General features: G+C 34.7%; 13 protein-coding genes. 3 read left to right on the forward strand and 10 right to left on the reverse strand.

What is annotated here, in order from left to right:
- Window positions 1–47 precede the first annotated feature (47 nt).
- The 6 genes from DFQ09_RS07770 to DFQ09_RS07795 form a co-directional block, all read right to left on the reverse strand.
- Window positions 48–2,255 (reverse strand): RelA/SpoT family protein, encoded by a 2,208-nt coding sequence (locus tag DFQ09_RS07770; protein ID WP_115809095.1) that lies wholly within the window; start codon window positions 2,253–2,255, stop codon window positions 48–50.
- 158 nt (window positions 2,256–2,413) lie between these two features.
- A complete protein-coding gene (locus DFQ09_RS07775) occupies window positions 2,414–3,355 on the reverse strand; it encodes an FAD-dependent oxidoreductase (RefSeq protein ID WP_115809724.1) in 942 nt (313 codons plus the stop codon).
- Window positions 3,356–3,550: 195 nt separating this feature from the next.
- Window positions 3,551–4,270, reverse strand: coding sequence for a 3-ketoacyl-ACP reductase (locus DFQ09_RS07780; protein ID WP_115809096.1), 720 nt, complete (start codon window positions 4,268–4,270; stop codon window positions 3,551–3,553).
- Between the two features lie 143 nt (window positions 4,271–4,413).
- A complete protein-coding gene (locus tag DFQ09_RS07785) occupies window positions 4,414–4,863 on the reverse strand; it encodes an SET domain-containing protein-lysine N-methyltransferase (RefSeq protein ID WP_245940326.1) in 450 nt (149 codons plus the stop codon).
- 49 nt (window positions 4,864–4,912) lie between these two features.
- Window positions 4,913–6,145 carry a M48 family metallopeptidase gene (locus tag DFQ09_RS07790; protein ID WP_115809097.1) on the reverse strand — a complete coding sequence of 411 codons (1,233 nt, stop codon included), beginning with the start codon at window positions 6,143–6,145 and terminating at the stop codon, window positions 4,913–4,915.
- Window positions 6,146–6,241: 96 nt separating this feature from the next.
- A complete protein-coding gene (locus tag DFQ09_RS07795; protein ID WP_115809098.1) occupies window positions 6,242–7,039 on the reverse strand; it encodes a TrmH family RNA methyltransferase in 798 nt (265 codons plus the stop codon).
- Window positions 7,040–7,086: 47 nt separating this feature from the next.
- Here DFQ09_RS07795 and DFQ09_RS07800 point away from each other — a divergent pair, with 47 nt between their 5' ends.
- Window positions 7,087–8,856, forward strand: a complete 1,770-nt coding sequence (locus DFQ09_RS07800; protein ID WP_115809100.1) for a T9SS type A sorting domain-containing protein — start codon at window positions 7,087–7,089, stop codon at window positions 8,854–8,856.
- Window positions 8,857–8,960: 104 nt separating this feature from the next.
- The gene (locus tag DFQ09_RS07805; RefSeq protein ID WP_115809102.1) at window positions 8,961–9,761 is read left to right on the forward strand and encodes a DUF6503 family protein; all 801 of its coding nucleotides are present in this window, start codon (window positions 8,961–8,963) and stop codon (window positions 9,759–9,761) included.
- Between the two features lie 211 nt (window positions 9,762–9,972).
- On the opposite strand, the gene DFQ09_RS07810 is transcribed toward DFQ09_RS07805, so the two are convergent.
- The 4 genes from DFQ09_RS07810 to DFQ09_RS07825 form a co-directional block, all read right to left on the reverse strand.
- The gene (locus tag DFQ09_RS07810) at window positions 9,973–11,283 is read right to left on the reverse strand and encodes an amidohydrolase family protein (protein WP_115809104.1); all 1,311 of its coding nucleotides are present in this window, start codon (window positions 11,281–11,283) and stop codon (window positions 9,973–9,975) included.
- Between the two features lie 12 nt (window positions 11,284–11,295).
- Entirely contained in the window at window positions 11,296–14,268 is a 2,973-nt protein-coding gene (locus DFQ09_RS07815; RefSeq protein WP_245940327.1) for an amidohydrolase family protein, read from the reverse strand.
- A gap of 112 nt (window positions 14,269–14,380) precedes the next feature.
- Window positions 14,381–15,448 (reverse strand): DUF3810 domain-containing protein, encoded by a 1,068-nt coding sequence (locus DFQ09_RS07820; protein WP_115809108.1) that lies wholly within the window; start codon window positions 15,446–15,448, stop codon window positions 14,381–14,383.
- Window positions 15,449–15,709: 261 nt separating this feature from the next.
- Entirely contained in the window at window positions 15,710–17,323 is a 1,614-nt protein-coding gene (locus DFQ09_RS07825; RefSeq protein WP_181897158.1) for a glycoside hydrolase family 30 protein, read from the reverse strand.
- Window positions 17,324–17,551: 228 nt separating this feature from the next.
- Here DFQ09_RS07825 and DFQ09_RS07830 point away from each other — a divergent pair, with 228 nt between their 5' ends.
- Window positions 17,552–19,015: an aminoacyl-histidine dipeptidase gene (locus tag DFQ09_RS07830; protein ID WP_115809111.1), complete on the forward strand. Its 1,464-nt coding sequence runs from the start codon at window positions 17,552–17,554 to the stop codon at window positions 19,013–19,015.
- Window positions 19,016–19,061: the final 46 nt, after the last annotated feature.

Raw genomic sequence — 19,061 nt, forward strand, 5'->3', positions numbered from 1 at the left:
TTAAAACTGAAAGAAATGAACAAGTTTAAAATAATAGTTAATAACATTTATACGCGCGTCACTTTGTCAATTCCATTAATTTTTTTAAGCTTGTCAATTAGCTTTTTAAGCATGGCCTGATTCTTAACCTGAACCGTTATTTTACCAGTAAATACACCATCATCACTAGAAAAGCTAATACTCTTCATGTTAACATGCATATTTTCTGAAATGAGTCTTGTGATATCATTTACAAGGCCTAAGTTATCTATACCAGACAAAATAATCTGTGAAGTATATACTTGTTGAGAGGAATCTATCCATTTGGCCTGCATAATTCTGTAGGCATAATTAGATTGTAAACTTACAGCATTAGGACAGTTTGTTTTATGAACTTTTAAGCCATCGTTAATTGTTAAGAAACCGAAAACTTTATCTCCAGGAATCGGATTGCAGCAATTAGCTAAGGTATAATTAAGTTTTTCTTCTTCTTTACCAAAAACCAACATATCATATTTAGACGTGATTTCTTCTTTATGAATGTCTTTTGGAACAGATGGTTTGTAAATCTTGTTTTTAAAATAACTGACAAAGGCATTACTTCGCGACGATGCAAAGGCTTTTAATTTTGTGTTATCGATACTGCCAATACCAACACGATAGAATAAATCTAAAGAGGTGTTTAGTTTAAAATAACTCACCAATTCATTAATAGAATTTTCATTCAGATTGATTTTAAGTTGTTTTAATTTCCGTCTTAAAATCTCTTTGCCTTCTTCTGCTATTAGTTTAGTATCTTCGTTTAATGCCGATTTTATTTTACTGCGCGCTCTTGCTGTTGTAGCATAATCTAACCAGTTCGCATTAGGTTTGGCATTCTCAGACGTCATGATTTCTACACGATCACCACTTTGTAGCACATGACTCAAAGGCATTAATTTACCATTGACTTTAGCACCACGTGTTTTCATGCCAACTTCGGTATGGATACTAAAAGCGAAGTCGAGAGGAGTAGCTCCTTTAGGAAGCGATTTTAAATCGCCTTTAGGTGAAAAGACAAAAATTTCTTTAGAATATAAATTGAGCTTAAACTGTTCTACAAAATCTACAGCATCTGCTTCATGATTTTCTAAGGCTTCTTGTAAACGGTTAATCCATAAATCGAGATTATCTTCTTTAGCATCTGCATTTTTGTATTTGTAATGCGCCGCATAGCCTTTCTCTGCAATCTCATTCATGCGGGCACTTCTAATCTGAACTTCTACCCAGCGGCTTTTTGGACCCACAACTGTAATGTGAAGGGCTTCATATCCTGTGGATTTAGGAGACGAAATCCAATCTCGAAGTCGAATAGGATTAGGTGTAAAATGATCCGTTACGATAGAATATATTTTCCAAGCTAAGAATTTCTCGTTAGCCAAATCAGAGTTGTATACAATACGAACCGCAAACTTATCATAGACTTCATCAAAAGAAACCCCTTGTTTTACCATTTTTCTACGAATACTAAAAATCGATTTTGGACGACCTTTAATTTCGTAGTTTAAACCTTCGGTATTTAAAGAGTCTTCAATTACTTTAGAAAACGCTTTAATATAAGCATCTTGATCTTCTTTACTATCTTGTATTTTGGCCAGAATATCGTTATAAACTTCTGGTTCGGTATATTTTAATCCTAAATCTTCAAGCTCTGTTTTTATGTTATAAAGTCCAATTCTATGCGCTAACGGAGCGTAGATGTACAAGGTTTCAGAGGCAATTTTAACTTGCTTGTCTGCACGCATGGAGTCCATGGTCTGCATATTGTGCAAACGGTCTGCTATTTTTATAATGATAACTCTAACATCATCATTTAAGGTAAGTAGCATTTTTCTAAAGTTCTCAGCTTGTAAAGACACATCCATGTCCTTTTTTAGCGAAGAGATTTTGGTGAGCCCATCTACAATTCTAGCGACTGTCTCGCCAAATAACTGTTCTATATCATCTATAGTGTAATCAGGATTGTCTTCAACAACATCATGAAGTAAAGCAGCAGCAATAGATGTGGCATCCATACCTATTTCTTGCGCCACAATTCTAGCTACAGCAATCGGATGAAAAATATAGGCTTCACCAGACTTACGTCGCTGATCTTTATGTGCATCCACAGCAACCTCAAAAGCATGACGAATTAATTTTTTATCATCATCAGTTAAAGTTTGGTAGCTTACTTTTAATAATTCTTTGTAAGCTTTGGCGATTGCCTTATTCTCTTTTTCTATCGCTTCCTCAGTCATAGAACTAATGTAATAAAACCATTGGTAATGAGCACTATTTTTTTTGTGGGAATTTTATTTTTTTTTGATCTAATTTAGTATTTGGAAACGTTTTTAGATGATATGAATCATTTTAAGATATTAAAGATTCTTCATTTTTCTAAAAGTTAATAATGCGATTAATTCTTTTTAGTTAGCAGTTCTCCAAGTTCAATGCCGCAACCCCAAGCTACCGTAAATCCGGCACCGCCATGACCATAATTGTGGAAAATATTGCGGAAAGTATCATCAAATTCAAATCGAACACAACGTCGTTTTGGTCGTAAGCCTACAATCTCTTCTAGTATTTCTGGAGGATTCTCATTATAACCAATGGTGTTAAGTCGATTTAAAATTAAGGTAGTGTCAGAGGCCTCTACATTTCTATTCCAATCGTTTTCGTAATCTGTTCCGCCAATTACACAGTCGTTACTTCTATTAATAATATAGCTAAGAGCTCCTTTTTTGGTGGAATCGGCAAAAGAAGGAGTATTCATTTTTTTACAACGTAAAATTTGACCTCGCATCGGTTGTAAATCCTCATCGTTACATAGGTTTTTTGCGCCTAGTCCGGTACAATTAATAACTAAAGTATTTAGTGCTGCTAGTTCTTTAAGGTCTTTAATTTCACGTTCCTCAAAGTGACCTCCGTTTTTAATGAATTTTTCAAATAAATAAGGTAAATATAATCGGGGTTCTGCTAACGGAACTATGGATATGAATGCCGTTTTTATACCTTTAGGAAGCTCTGAAGGTTTCGCTTTTCTAACAGTTTCTTTAGGTAATGTTTGAGTCCAATCATTATTACTGTAGTTGTTATAAGCTGTTAAAAAAGGAATGAAAGCAACTCCGTTTTTAGGTTCTAGGTCATTTTGATAACGCTCATATGCAAGTGATGCCCATGTATTGGTTTTTTCTTTAGGTTCAATTTCAAATGGAAACCAAATGGCTCCAACTTTACTCGATAATGTGTCGTCAAAGCGCTCCTTTGCAACTATAGTGACTTCAAGTCCTTTTTCTTGAAGTATAATTGCGGACGTTAACCCCACAATCCCTGATCCTACAACAGTAACTGATGGCATGCTGATTTTTGTTCTTTGTGCTGGAATTCCTAAAAAATGAAAACCCAATAGCGTTATAATGCAATGAAGTTCGTCTTTTTATTTTAAATAATCAAACGTCTCATATTTGTGTGTATTACTGAAATTTCGAATAGTTTAGAAATAACAAAACCCACAATTAATGTAGGTTTTGTTATTTTGATGTTTAAAACTGAATTACGGATTAGTAGACCATAACGATGCATTTGCCATCATAGCGCGTCGTGGTAATTTTAAACCAGACACAATTAATTCTGCAAAATCTTCGGGTTGTAAAACGCTGTCTTCAGAATCTTTGCTCGCAATACCTAATTCTATAGACATATCTGAAGCAATCGTACTTGGAGTTAAAGTACACACTCTAATATTGTTTTTACGGACTTCTTTCATTAAAGATTGCGACATGCCGATAACTGCAAATTTTGAAGCTGAATATGCTGATGTTGTCGCATTACCGCTTAATCCAGCAGTAGACGATACATTAATAATATCACCTTCATTTTGAGCTATTAAATGTGGTAAAACCTCTTTGGTGACATAATACATTCCCATAACATTGGTTTGTATAATTTGACTCCATTGGCTCACGTCCATATCATTTAATGATCCAAAAGCAGCAATACCAGCATTGTTTACCAAAATATCAATAGATCCTAAAGTTTCAATTAAGGTTTTAATGCTTGCTTGTACTTCCTCGTAGTTGCTAACATCAAATGCCGCGTAAGTAGCGTTTACACCAAATGCCTTTAATTCTGAAACGGTTTCTTTTAAAACGGCTTCATTTCTACCAGTAATAGCGACATCAATGCCTTCTTTAGCAAAAGCTATAGCCGTTGCTTTTCCTAAACCTCTTCCGCCTCCTGTAATTATTGCTTTTCTATTTTTTAAATCTGTCATTATATTATGTTTCTTTTTATTCAAAGTTATAAAAATTGGGTGTCTTTACTGTTATAATAATGTGAAGTTACTGCCTTAAATATTTAATACGTTCTAAAAGTGTGAGATGCTTAATTTTGATGATTATTGGATATCAGTAAATGTTATTTACCATGTTTTTTCCAATAGGATTTGCCGTAGCTACAAAATACTTCTTCACCGTAGTCTATGTTTTTTATAGCTTTAATACAGACATTATTATCATCGTCTAAAGTAATTGCAGCATTGTTTTTAAAATTACTTTGCGATAAGCCTTCTGCATCATTAGCATATTTAGCGTAGCAATCGGTATGCATACTATCCATAATAGTACCATCTAGCAAATTAATAAAGTACCTGTCTTGGTGTTGTTCTGCTCTTAGTGCCGCTTCGTTGTTATCGATAATTTCGCCTTTAAACAACGAGATAATTTCATCTTCATAAATGTCAACTGCCGTAAATAAACCTTGTCCTGCCTGTTTAATTTGTGAAGGTTGAATAAACAAGTAGTCTGATTCTGGAGCTTCAATGGTATTTGTGCTTATATAATGGTCTTCTGTATTGGAGTCGCTCAAGGTTGATGAGATTTATTAACGATGTTAGTTAGTAAAATTTAAAGCGCTTTTATTTTTTCAAATTCTTAACGCGTTCCAAAAGCGTAGGATGCGAATAATGCATAAATACATAGGCTTTATGAGGTGTTAAATTGCTCAAGCTGTTTTTAGATAATTTCTTTAAAGACGTAATTAATGGTTCAGCTTTATAAGTGTTTTTGGCATAATCGTCTGCTTGATATTCAAAAACGCGTGAAACGTAATTCATTATTAAACCTGTAATTTCTGAAATAGGAGAGTAGAGTAATCCAAAAGTAATCAGACCAACATGGAAACTTGGAATTTCAACGCCAATGGCATTCGATAATAACGGATTTGAAATAAAGATGGATAAAATAAAAAGCGTTAATCCCGTAAGTAGAATAGAGGTCACTAAATTAAAAATGATGTGCTTCTTTTTATAATGCCCTACTTCGTGTGCTAAAACAGCAACAATTTCTTCATCGTCTAAATCGTTGACTAAAGTATCATAAAGTGTAACCCGTTTTTCACTTCCAAAGCCCGAAAAATAAGCATTGGCTTTAGTACTTCGTTTTGAACCATCGATGATAAATATCTTTTCGAGATTAAAACCAACGGATTCCGCATACGTTGAAATTTTAGTTCTCAATTCTCCATCTTCTAATGGGGTTTGTTTGTTGAATAATGGCACAATAAGTTTAGAATAAAACATATTCATAAACACGGTGAATACAGTTACAATTCCCCAAGCATATAACCAAAATTGATTTCCTGTTACCTGATAAAACCAAACAATAAGAGCAATGAGACCACCGCCTAAAAGTGCCATCATAACTAAACCTTTCAATTTGTCTAAGATGAATAGTTTCTTGGTGGTTTTGTTAAACCCAAATTTTTCTTCAATTACAAAGGTTTTATAGTAGCCAAAGGGTGTCGTAATAATATCGCTCGCTATCATGATGATACCGAAGAAAATTAAAGCGATGATTATTGGATTGTCTGAATAACTTCGTGCTATGTTATCGACGTATTCAAAACCATCTAAAAGTAAGAAGCCAAGAGTTAAAGCCAATGAAAACACGGACGTTACAAGTCCAAATTTATAATTCACAGTTTTGTAAGCTTGTGATTTTTTATATTCCTCAGCATCATACACATCGTTTAATACTTCAGGAATTGGATCGCTATAATGTTTTGCGTTTATAGCATCGAGCACTTTATCAATTATAAAGTTGATGACGATAATAGCTATGATAATATAGAATAAGGTTTGTGCTGTCATAAAGAATAAAATTCCAATTTTGATAATTTCAAATTCCAAGTTCTAATCAGTAACGTTTTAGAATTTGCGTTTTAGTATTGAGATTCGCGAATTTTCTCAAAGAAAATTCCGCTGTCGTTTCGCTTCAAAAATAAGGATTCCTGCAGCGACAGAAACATTCATCGAGTCAATTTCACCTTGCATTGGTATGCTTATGTTTTTTGTAGCAGCTTCTCTCCATTCTTCTGATAAACCTGTGGCTTCTGTTCCAACCACAATGGCTGTTGGCAAGGTGTAATCTTGTGAATGATACGGTTCTGATTCCTGTAAAATAGCAGAAAATATATTGAAATTATATTTTTTCAGAAACGCAATAGCTTCATCAGAACTCGCCATAGCAATTTCAGTCGTAAATACACAACCTACACTAGAGCGAATAATATTAGGATTGTATAAATCCGATTTTGGATTCGCAATAATCACCGCATCTACATTTGCCGCATCTGCCGTGCGTAAAATAGCTCCAATATTGCCAGGTTTCTCCGGTGCTTCGGCGACTAAAATCAGTGGGTTTTTAGATTCAAATTTTAAATCTTCTAGCGTATGCTTTTTTGAATTCACAACAGCAATCACACCTTCTGTAGTATCGCGATGCGCTAATTTCTGAAACACATCTTTTGATATTTCAATAATCTCAATATTGTATTGTGACATCGCTTGAGCTTCGCTTTCAGAAAATAATTCAGGATAAAATAGTAAGGTGTCAATATTATAGCCACCCTTTATAGCTAATGATAATTCCCGCTTCCCTTCAATTAAAAATTGTCTTGTTTTTTTACGTTGTCTCGATTTTTCTTTGAGCAGAACAAGTTGTTTTATGAATGGATTTTGAACGCTAGAGATGGATTTACTCATTACTATATTATTTAATCTATATTTGAGAGATACAAATTTAACCTATTATGAAACAAAAACTACTTTCCCTATTTCTATTCTTAACAATCAGTACAATTTCATTTGCTCAGGTGGCTAATCAACCAAATGATTACGTGGTTTGCGATGATGACAATGATGGTTTTGCTTTATTCGATTTAACTTATGCAGATGCCCAAGTTTTAGGAAGTCAACAAAGTGCCGTAGATTATACGGTAACGTATCACGAAACAATGAGTGATGCAATCAATGGAATTTATGCGATTAATTATCCTTATGTTAATATTACCAATTGGTTACAAATCATATATGTGCGATTAGAAGCTAATGCTACTGGGAATTATGCTCTAACTGAATTAGCCTTAGTTGTAAATCCAACACCTATTGTAACTGTAGCAACATCTATGATGTTATGTGATGATGATGCCGATGAGACCGCTGTATTTGATTTAACAGTAAACAATTTAGAAATCACACAAGGTAATACTGATTGGACAGTAGCGTATTATGAAACGCAATCGGATGCTCAGGCTCAGATGAATATGATATCTAATTCAATAGCTTATACAAATACCTCAAATCCGCAGACATTATTTGCAGCAGTTACGGATACCAATACGGGGTGTGTAGGTATAACTCCATTAACCATACGTGTATTACCAAATCCTTCTGGTGCTATGGGCACTCCAAGTGATATTATGCTATGCGATGATAATAATGATGGTATAGCAACGTTTGACTTAACTGTAAATGAAAGTGTTATTAATCCGTCAGGTGAGCCTTTTACACTATCTTATTTTATAAATGAAGCTGATGCCTTAGGTAATTTTGCTCCAATTTTAGATCCAACTAATTTTACAAACGTAAGTAATCCACAAACTATTTATGTTAGAGCTGAAACTCTAGACGGCTGCTATGCACTTACTAATTTTGATATTTCTGTTAATCCTTTTCCCGAAATATATTTGGAAAGTAATTATAGCTTTTGCACAGGCAGCACTTTGGTATTGGAAACAGGATTGTCTGTTTTTGATTATTATTTTGAATGGGATCTTAATGGAAATACGATACAAGGCGCAAACCAATCATCACTCACCGTAACAGAACCTGGTGGATATGACGTTGTATTGTATTCTTTAGATTTTGGGTGTTCTAGCAGTACCTATATAATTGTAGAAGAAGTTAGTTGTACAGATACTGATGACGATGGAGTCATTGATAGTGATGAGGATATAAATGGCAATGGTAATTTAGAAGATGATGATACCGATGGTGATGACATTCCAAATTATTTAGACGATGACGACGATGGAGATGGTGTTGCTACTAATTTTGAAATTAATATTGTTTTAGGAAGAAATGTTTCTCATGTCTTTGTAGATACAGACAATGACCTAGTTGAAAACTATTTAGATGACGACGATGATGGTGATGGCGTTCTTACTATTGATGAAGATTATAATAATAACGGAGATCCGACGGATGATGATACCAATTTTAATGGTATCCCAGATTATTTAGAGAATTCAGTAGCGTTGAGCGTTAAGACATTTAATACGGTTGAATTTAGTATGTATCCTAACCCAACAATAAACGTGGTAACTATTAATTTAAAAACGTCTGAGATCGAAAACCTAAAAATTACCATTTATGACGTTCAAGGTAAACGTGTTGCTATTTCTAAACATCAAAATTTAAGTATTATTAATTTAAATACATCTCATCTTAGTTCAGGTTTATATTTTGTAGAACTTGAAAGTAATTCGAATAGAAGTATTCAAAAACTGATTAAAGAGTAATAATTTAAGCTTTATATCCTTAAAAAAGCTTCAGCTAATTCTTGAAGCTTTTTTGTAATGCTTCAAATTTAATTTCGTCAAAGACTTCAACTTAAAACTATATTATGAAAAAAACAATTTACGTATTACTATTAGCTATTTCAATAACTGCTTGTAAAAACGAATCAAAGCAAGAGCCATCTAAAGCTGCAGAAGCTGTAGAGGCAGAAACTATGACAACTAGCATTTACCCCGAAGCTATAACTAAAGTTTTCAATGCACATGGTGGTATTGATACTTGGAATAAAATGCAATCGCTTTCTTTTTCTATTGCAAAACCTACAGGAATAGAAAAGACGACGAAAAATTTAATAACTAGAGCAGAATTAATTGATACACCAACCTATACACAGGGATTTGATGGTGAAATACTTTGGGTTAATGAAAAAGATGGTAATGCATATAGAGGAAAGCCTAAATTTTATAAAGGTTTAATGTTTTACTTCTATGGAATGCCTTTTGTTTTTGGTGATGACGGTGTGGATTATAAAGAAACAGAACCTTTAGTTTTTGAAGGAAAAACATACCCTGGAATTCTAATTTCTTACGAAGCTGGCGTTGGTGAATCTTCAGATGATCAGTATAAGATTTTTTATGATGCCGAAACAGGACAAATGGAATGGTTAGCATACACCGTAACTTTTGGGAAATCTGAGGGAAGTCCAGATTTTCATTTTATAAGGTATAATAATTGGCAAACTGTTAATGGTTTGGTATTACCGAAAAGTGTAGATTGGTATAACTATGAAAATAATTTACCAACAGAAAAGCGAAACACAGTTGAGTTTACAGATGTTATGCTTTCTGAAAAAGCTCCTGATCAGGCAATGTTTACAATGCCAGAAGGGGCAAAAGTGATTGATTAATTAGGAATTTAATTAGAGTAAAAAAAAGCGAGCCATTTGGCTCGCTTTTTTTTTGTATTAAGACGTTACGTAAACGTGCTGATGTAATTTAATAGTAACTTTACTTTGAAAGTAAAAACACCCGATAAGTCTCCTCAAGGGGACATTCCGCCCAAGTTTATTTTTTGGATTGTCCCCTTGAGGGGACTTGAGGGGTGTAAATTAATAATTATTAATCTTCTTGACTAGGTTTCTCAGAAAACCGTTTCCAAAGTTCCGTTTGGTGTGTTTCTAAGCTTAAACGTCTACCATCAATAAAAGCGTGTGTCAATTGATTGGTTCGCATATCTAAAGCATCTCCTTCGCTAATAAACAGAGTAGCGCTTTTGCCAACTTCAAGCGAACCGTACATATTGTCTATACCCATAATCTTCGCAGGATTCTGCGTAATTAACTGTAAAGCTTGTGCTTTTGTTAAGCCATGAGCAACTGTTGTGCCAGCATAAAATGGAAGGTTACGAGAATTCATACGCTCCATTTGTCCGCTTGGTTCTAAAGCAACTAAAACACCAGCATCAACTAATATTTTGGCTTGTTTAAAGGTGTAGTCGTAATCGTCATCTTCTAATTCTGGTCTAGAATGCACACGTCTTAAGAATACAGAGACATCATTTTGTTTTAAGAAGCTTGCGATATTTCCGGCTTGATAAGCACCAACAATAGTAATTTTAGAAACTCCTTGTGACTTTGCTAAATTTACAGCATCGGTAATTCCTTTTTCATCATCTACTGTAATATATAAACGCTTCGAGCCATCAAAGACGCCAGCTAAAGCTTCATACGGTAAGTGACGTTCAGTAGAACTTCCCATACTATAACTTTTAGATTCATTAAAATAATCGCCTAATTCCTTAACTTGAGTGGCATAGTTTTTATTGGGTTTCAATCCTGGATCTTCACCTAACCACCAACGTCCACGGCTAAAACTACTTGGCCAATTCACGTGAATTCCATTATCCTTTTTTATAGTGGCATCTTCCCAATTCCAGGCGTCATATTGTACTACAGATGAGGTTCCTGAGATACGTCCACCTCTTGGTACCACTTGGCCTAGTAATACACCGTTAGGTCGCATCGATTCTGTAATTTTAGATTCTGTGTTATAGGCTATAATACTTCTAATATGTGGATTAAAAGTTCCCAATTCTTCAAGATCATCAGAGGCTTTTACAGCGTCTACTTCAACCAATCCTAAAGTCCCATTAGCCACAATAAATCCTGGATAGACATCTTTGCCTTTTCCATCAATGATGTCCATAGCTTGTCTGGTCAGTGGAGTAGAAGCTTCTGGTCCAATAGTTGTGATTTTTCCATTACTTACTACTATAACACTGTTTTCAATTACGGTGCCATCTCCAATATGTGCGGTTGCACCAACAATAGCAAAATCTTTAGTTTGCTTTGGTGCGGGTGTTTGTTGTGCGAATCCAATAGTGATACACAACATCAATAACACACTATTTATTTTATATAAATTTTTCATTTGTAACTATTTTTAGTTGTGTAAATCCATTGAATCACAATGCATTAATTTTTCCTCTTTCTTCTTAACAGGTTGTGTTTTTAATCCCTTGTTTTTATCTTGAAGCATTAAATTAATGAGTTCGCTTTTCTCTTTTTTGATTGCTTCTCTCATTTCTTTGTCTCGCGCTAAATCGAAATACGTAACACCTTCGATAATGGTTTTTTCAGCTTTAGCATAAATGGATAACGGATGATCTGTCCATAATACCACATCAGCATCTTTACCTACTTTTAGACTTCCAACACGTTTGTCTAGATGTAATAATTTAGCCGGATTTAAGGTGACAAATTTCCAAGCCTCTTCTTCACTAACTCCACCATATTTTACGGATTTAGCAGCTTCTTGGTTTAAACGACGCGACATTTCAGCATCATCACTATTAATAGCTACTGTAACTCCAGCGTTGTGCATAATAGCAGCGTTATACGGAATAGCATCATTGACTTCGTATTTATAACCCCACCAATCGCTAAAGGTCGAGCCACCAACTCCGTGAGCTTTCATTTTATCAGCAACTTTATAGCCTTCAAGAATATGTGTGAAAGTATTTATTTTAAAGTCGAATTGATCTGCAACCTTCATCAGCATATTAATTTCACTTTGCACATACGAATGGCAAGAAATAAAACGCTCTCCGTTTAAAATTTCAGCAAGTGTTTCCATTTCTGCATCATGTCTAAATGGTTTACCACTTTTTTTTGCGTCATCATAAGCTTTTGCTCTAGTAAAATAATCTATAAACACTTGTTCCACTCCCATTCGCGATTGTGGGAAACGTGAATTAGTTCTACTTCGCGATTGTTTAACATTTTCACCTAAAGCGAATTTGATAAACTTTGGAGAATTTTCATAGATTAAATGATCTGCCGCTTCTCCCCATTTTAATTTAATGATGGCCGAACGACCACCAATAGGATTTGCAGAGCCATGTAATATTTGAATCGACGTCACTCCACCAGCTAAATTGCGGTAGATATCAATAGCTTCATCATTTAAAACATCTTCAATAGTAACTTCTGCTGAAGAGTTTTGACCTCCTTCATTTATAGAAGAGGCAGCGATATGTGAATGCTCGTCAATAATACCAGCGGTAATATGTTTTCCCGTGGCATCTATTACTTTCGCGTTTTTACTAGAAAGGTCTTTTCCTATTTTTGAGATTTTACCATCCTTAATTAGAACGTCTGTTTCCTCTAAAACACCTTCGCTTTCATTGGTCCAGACTGTTGCGTTTTTAAATAATAGCGTTTCTGATTTTGGCTTTTCGGTGAAACCGTATGCTAAGTTGGGGTAGGTAATAGGACTCATAAATGGAGTATCAGCATCGTCCTTATCTTTCTTTTTGTCACCCTTCTTTTCGGAATCTTCTTTTTCTAGTTTATTAGCAAAAAAGGATAGCTCATTACCATTTGGTAAAATAGCTTTTCCATTAAGACTACTGTTGCTTGTTGAATTGGCAACAATCCTTATGTATTCTTTTTTAGTACTATCTGCCGTTTTAATTGTAAGGTTTAACCAATCCTCTGTATAACTCGCTTTAGTCCCTAAATTTTTAGCGTTGCTCTCAATTTTAGCATCAGTTTTACTCGTACTGTTTGAGATGGTTAATTTATAGTCGTCACCCGCAAGTTTAAAATCGTAATTACCATCAATATCTTTAGTAGTCATGTTTTCGATAACATGCGCTGAACCTTGAACCCAATTTTCGTAGAGTTTTGTTTTCTTTTCAAAAATGTCTCCATCGGTAATTAAAAAATTAGCATAGCTTCCTGTTTTTAAAGTTCCTAAAACATTTGATTTTCCTAATAAAGAAGCAGGAACTGTAGTTAAAGCTTCTAATGCTCTTTGCTTAGACAATCCATTTTCAATAGCCTTCATTAAATTTGAAGAAAATGTTTTATTCGATTTTAAACCATGTGTTGTTAAGGCGAATTTAATGCCGTTTTCCGCTAGTAATCTTGGGTTGTGTGGTTGTTGATTCCATGATCGCATATCACTTAAAGACAATGTGCTTGCCAAGAATGGATCATCAACATCATACGCCAATTGAAAATCTATTGGCAAAATAATTGTAGCGTTTGTTCCTTTTATTTCATCAATACGTTCGTATTCATCACCACCTCCAACTATAGTATATTGAATGTTAAACGCGTCACCAACTTTATCAGCACGCATTAAATTAGCTCTGCTACCAGCTTCAAAAATTTGAAGTAAGTTCTTGTTTTTATTTAAGGCTTCAAGCGATAAATCTTTAGTGTCAATATTTCCAGCTTCATACCATTTTGCATCATCATACATTTGGCGTAATAGTGCCATGCTTCCCATAATAGAAGATGGATACGATTGGCGAGACGTCACACTTTTACTAAATGATAAATGTTGTGTGGTTTCTCCATCCATAACACGCATAGAATTGTCAGCGTTATTGTTTAGTGCAATTAAAGCACCTGTACCACGAACAACACCATCTGGCATATGTGTATTAACAACACCAAAACCTAATTTATGAAGATCAGAAGCCGATTTAGCGTCGTATTTAAAACTTGCCATAACATCTTGCTCTGGCATAATATGGTCGTTCCAATAATAGCCACTTCGACTCGCACCATATTGTGGACCATTGCCACCGCGCTTTGGTTTTTCTACTCCAAAAGTGGTGTACATGTCAATAAAAGACGGGTAAATGGTTTTTCCGGTAAGATCAATTTTTGTGGTGTTCTTCGGAATGTTTACGGATTTGCCAACACTAACAACTTTACCATCTTTTATTAAGAGTGTAGCATTGTTTATGGTTTCTGTTGGAGATACATGGATCGTAGCATTTGTAAATGCGGTGTAGTTAGAGTTGTTTGCGATGACTCCAGAATTGCTAGGGAAGTAATCTTGTGCAAATACTGAAAAACTGCACATAAAAATGAGCAGTCGTAAATGGACTTTAATCATATGTTTTGGTTAGTTAGATTGAATTCTAAAGATAGGAATTATAGCTAAATGGCTGTGTTTAATGTTAATATTTTAACATTTTCTAAGCAGGAAAAAGGGAGTCTAACTAACCTTATAAAGGTTGATTTTCATAATAATTAACTAAGAGCGCAACGACATAGCTGTAGCTTTTCATGCCAGCGGACTGATTATTTGCTTTTAGAAAATTATCAAAAGTTTTTTCGAAAATAGGTTCTATTGGGTTTTCGTAGGCATCCCAAAATTCTCGAACGTCTTGGTAGTTTTTTAGTATGCCTGTATTCACAGTTAGAATTACAGTGTCATAAAGTTCTGGGTCGCGCTTAAAGAGTTCACCTAAACAATACCGAAGAGCAAATGTATAGCCAGAATATTTAAAATAAACATCATCATTGTGGATAGCAGCTAAACTTCCAATGAAATTAGCTTCGTTTTCTGCGGCATAGCCCAGTTGGTGAGCTGCTTCGTGACACGCTGTTGTTGGAAATTTATAGGTCGAAATCAAGCCGTTGACTTGAGCTTCATTGGTGAAGGGATTTAAATAACCCGAAAAGCCCATATAAGTTAAAGGTAAACTGTATATAGATTTTTTGATGCTCTTTGGATGATATTCAAGGTGCGGATATACTTCTGAGAGTGTTTGGTATCCATCTGTTACCTTGGTTAAAATTTCAGACTTGGTATAAGGTATTTCAACTTTTAAAGTGTCATTTTTTGTCAATTGAAATTGTAAAGCATTCGATTTTTGAATCAGTTGTTCTGTAAATGAAACCAGTTGTTCTGTGGTATAATCGGCTTCAAGGTTTAACGATTTATAAAGTGGTTGTCTGTAATAATTAAAAGCCCAAAGCATATGAAATGCAAAATACGCAACTGATAGGGTGGCTCCGATATCAAGTAACCAATTCACAGTATCTTTAATAATACGTGTTCTGTTTACAATAAGCCATCTGATGAGATAGATTCCTGCTAAAGTGTAAAATATATCTCCAGCTGAAAAGGGTATCCAGCCAAACGTATAGCGCATTAATTTTGAAATAAAAACGTAAAGTCCATTGCTGTAAAATTGCTCAACAAATTCAGGATAGTATTTTAATTGAGATAATAGTAGCAATTGAATTCCGAAGAACACAACAAGAATTAGTTTTTTGTTTTTGCGCATGATTCAAAAATAGGGAAAAGTTTGGATTGCGTTTTTTATTTTTTAATCAAGAGAACAGTGGTTTACTAGAAAGCTTTAGGTTCTAACGAATCCGAAACTATGCAATCACTTTCTTCTTTGCGGTAAGTATTGTGCGAATGTGAAATTTAGATTCTTATTTGTTTCTTATTAATTGTTCATTTTCGTGTTAATAACGAAAATGAACAATTAAATATTAGGGTTGATTTTATACTTAGTTAAGTACCAAATTACAACGTTTCCCTATTTACTTTTTAAATGAATCGTTTGAACAGCTTTAGGTGCAATTTGAGCTGTATAAGTTTTCGTTTCTAATTTGATTGATAGCTCATGTGCTTCTTCATTATTGTTATAAACAACAACTGCGATTGAGCCATCAGGATTTTTAGCCGCTGTATAAATTAGTCCGTTTACATTATCACCTTTTAAAGCAATTCGACGTGCGTCTGGGCGGATAAACTTGCTGAAATGGCTTAGTAAATAATAAAGTGGTGTGTAAATCACTTCGTCAGTGGTTGGATTGATAAGTACTGGAGCACTATTAAAATTATTATAAGGATTTGGTTGTCCTTTGTGGCTCAAAATACTGCACCATTCAATGTAGCCTTGAGTGCCGTGGTTTAAATCTGTAATGATGTCGTTAACGTACGTTTCAAAAGGTACAAACGTACCTGCGTAATCCGTACTTGCTCTCCAATATTGACCAATAGGATCCTTAGCATCAATATCTATGCTCGATTCCGTATGAATCATCCCTTTGTTTGGCCAGTTTTTTTGTAATTCGGCTAATTCTTTAGCATACCAGTTGTTATCTTTTAACTCAGAATTTGTGTACCAATGAAAAGCAGTTCCCCAAGCATACTTAGAAGCTTCAGGATCTTCATACGTTTTTTGAACATAGTCGTTCATCGTAGATTTGTTATGGTCATAAATCAAGACACGTAATCCAGATTCTAAATCATCAAGATTTAAATGACCATCTTTAACAAGTTGCGGACCAAGGTGATCTCTTAAAAAGTCACGACCTTGTTCTGGAGTAAATCCGTTACTATCCCAATGTGCATCATGGGCATGTAATGGTTCGTTTTGTGGTGTAATACCCCAAAGGTTAATGCCCTGTTCTTTGTATGCCGTCACATATTTTGACATGTATTCTGCCCAAAGTCCATAATATTCAGGACGTAAACTACCATTCGTCATTGTAGATGTTTCACCGGTTTTCATCCAAGATGGTGGACTCCATGGAGACGCGATAATTTTAAAGTCTGCACCAGGAATTTTAGAAGCTTCTAAAATCATAGGAATAATATCATAACTAGGTTCTACGAGTTCAATGCCACGAACTTGCTCGTTTTCATCACCACTGAATCCTTTCATGTCTTCATGAATACTAAAAGTTGAAAGATCTTTGTCACCTTCTTCAATATAGGTATAATGATTGTTTGAATAATCGCTACTGTTAATATGTGTTCGAGTAAGCGTGAAACCAGCTCCTTCGGTTGGACTAAAAAGTTTGGTTAAAACTTGTTTGCGAGATTCAACAGGAATTGTAGCCAAATTCCATGCTGAGGACTCAGTAAATGAAGCACCGAAACCATAATATTTTTGAAACTCTTCATTAGGAAGTATTTCTAAAGTTACTTTCTTAATATCATTGGAAGTTGCTTTAGTATCAGCACTAGACAATAATTTGAGGTTGTCCCCCGCTTGAGATGTTTGGTAAACATCCGAAACATAATCGTCGTAAGCGCTTTTTTTTGTTTTGTTAGATGTACAACCAACAAACACTAAAGCTATAACTAAGGCGTATAACCCTGTGGCTTTTGAAATGTGAATTTCGCGGTTTTTTTTAGTCATTATTGCTTTCATTCTTTTAGAGATTTTACTATTAGTTTAGACTGATAAAGATACATAATGAATTTGTAAATTTCCTACAAGATTACAGAAAAGTAGAGCTAAAGATGAGTAACGTATGCGTAACAAATTGAATTCAGTATGACCTGATTTTTGATTCTGAAACAAGTTAAGAATGTCAATAAAGTGATAATCGTATTTTGTACCTTTGCAAATCTAAAAACAAGATTTATGAGTTCAGAAATAAGAGCCTTAGAGCCAAAACAACTATGGAATAAATTCGCAGATTTAAATGCTGTGCCACGACCTTCAAAAAAAGAAGAACGTGTGATTCAATTTATGAAAGATTTCGGGAAAAATTTAGGTTTAGAAACGATAGAAGACGAAGTTGGTAATGTCATTATCCGTAAACCAGCATCGAAAGGCATGGAAGATCGTAAGCCAATTGTAATGCAATCGCATTTAGATATGGTACATCAAAAAAACAACGATACCGTTTTTAATTTTGATGAACAAGGTATTGAAATGCATATTGAAGGGGATTGGGTAAAAGCAAAGGGCACAACGCTTGGCGCTGATAACGGTTTAGGAGTTGCCACTATTATGGCGATTTTAGAAAGTGATACTATTGCGCATCCTGCGTTAGAAGCTTTGTTTACAATTGATGAAGAAACAGGGATGACAGGTGCCAAAGGTTTAAAAGGAGGTTTACTTAACGGTGCTATTCTTTTAAATTTAGATACTGAAGAAGATGATGAAATCGGAGTTGGTTGTGCTGGTGGAGTAGATGTTACTGCAAGACGCGAGTATAAAGAAGAAGAAACTCCTGAATTTAAAATTGGTTATACCATTACTGTAAAAGGATTACAAGGAGGTCACTCTGGAATGCAAATTCATGAAGGTTTAGGAAATGCCAATAAATTAATGAACCGTATTTTATTTGATGGTTTTGAAAATTTTGGACTGCGTATTTCTGAAATTGATGGTGGAAGCTTAAGAAATGCTATTCCAAGGGAAAGTAATGCAATCGTTGTTATTGATGCCATACATGAGGAGGCTTTTGAAGCTGAAATGGTAGAGTTTGCAGAGACTTTGAAAGTTGAGTTTAAAACTATGGAACCAGATTTAGAAATTGTTGTTTCTAAAACGGAGACCCCAGAGAACATCATGGATTTAGGTGTGCAAGAAGGCTTAACAAGAGCTTTGCATGCGGCTTGGAACGGAGTATATCGTATGAGTCCAGATATTAAGGACTTGGTAGAAACGTCTAATAATATCGCTAGAGTTATTGTGAAAGATGGTGCTATTAAAATTGGTTGCTTAACACGTAGTTCTGTAGAAAGTACAAAACTAGATTTAGCTAATACATTACGTTCTGTTTTTGAATTAACGGGATGCGAAGTAGAGTTTTCTGGTGATTATCCTGGTTGGGCACCAAATATGGATTCTGCCATTTTAAAAGTAATGGTTCCTATTTACGAACGCTTAAACAATGGCGAGAAACCACATGTTGCAGCTTGCCATGCAGGTTTAGAATGTGGTATTTTAGGAACTAACTATCCAGATATGGATATGATTAGTTTTGGACCAAATATTAAAGGAGCGCACTCACCAGATGAACGTGCTCAGATTTCTTCTGCTCAGAAGTATTGGAAATTTGTTCTAGAAGTTTTAGAAAATATTCCTAAAGCTTAATTTGCATAAAAAAAAGACCTGTTAGGTTTTGAAAATCTAACAGGTC

The sequence above is a fragment of the Winogradskyella pacifica genome, assembly GCF_003386275.1.
Classification (GTDB): domain Bacteria; phylum Bacteroidota; class Bacteroidia; order Flavobacteriales; family Flavobacteriaceae; genus Winogradskyella; species Winogradskyella pacifica.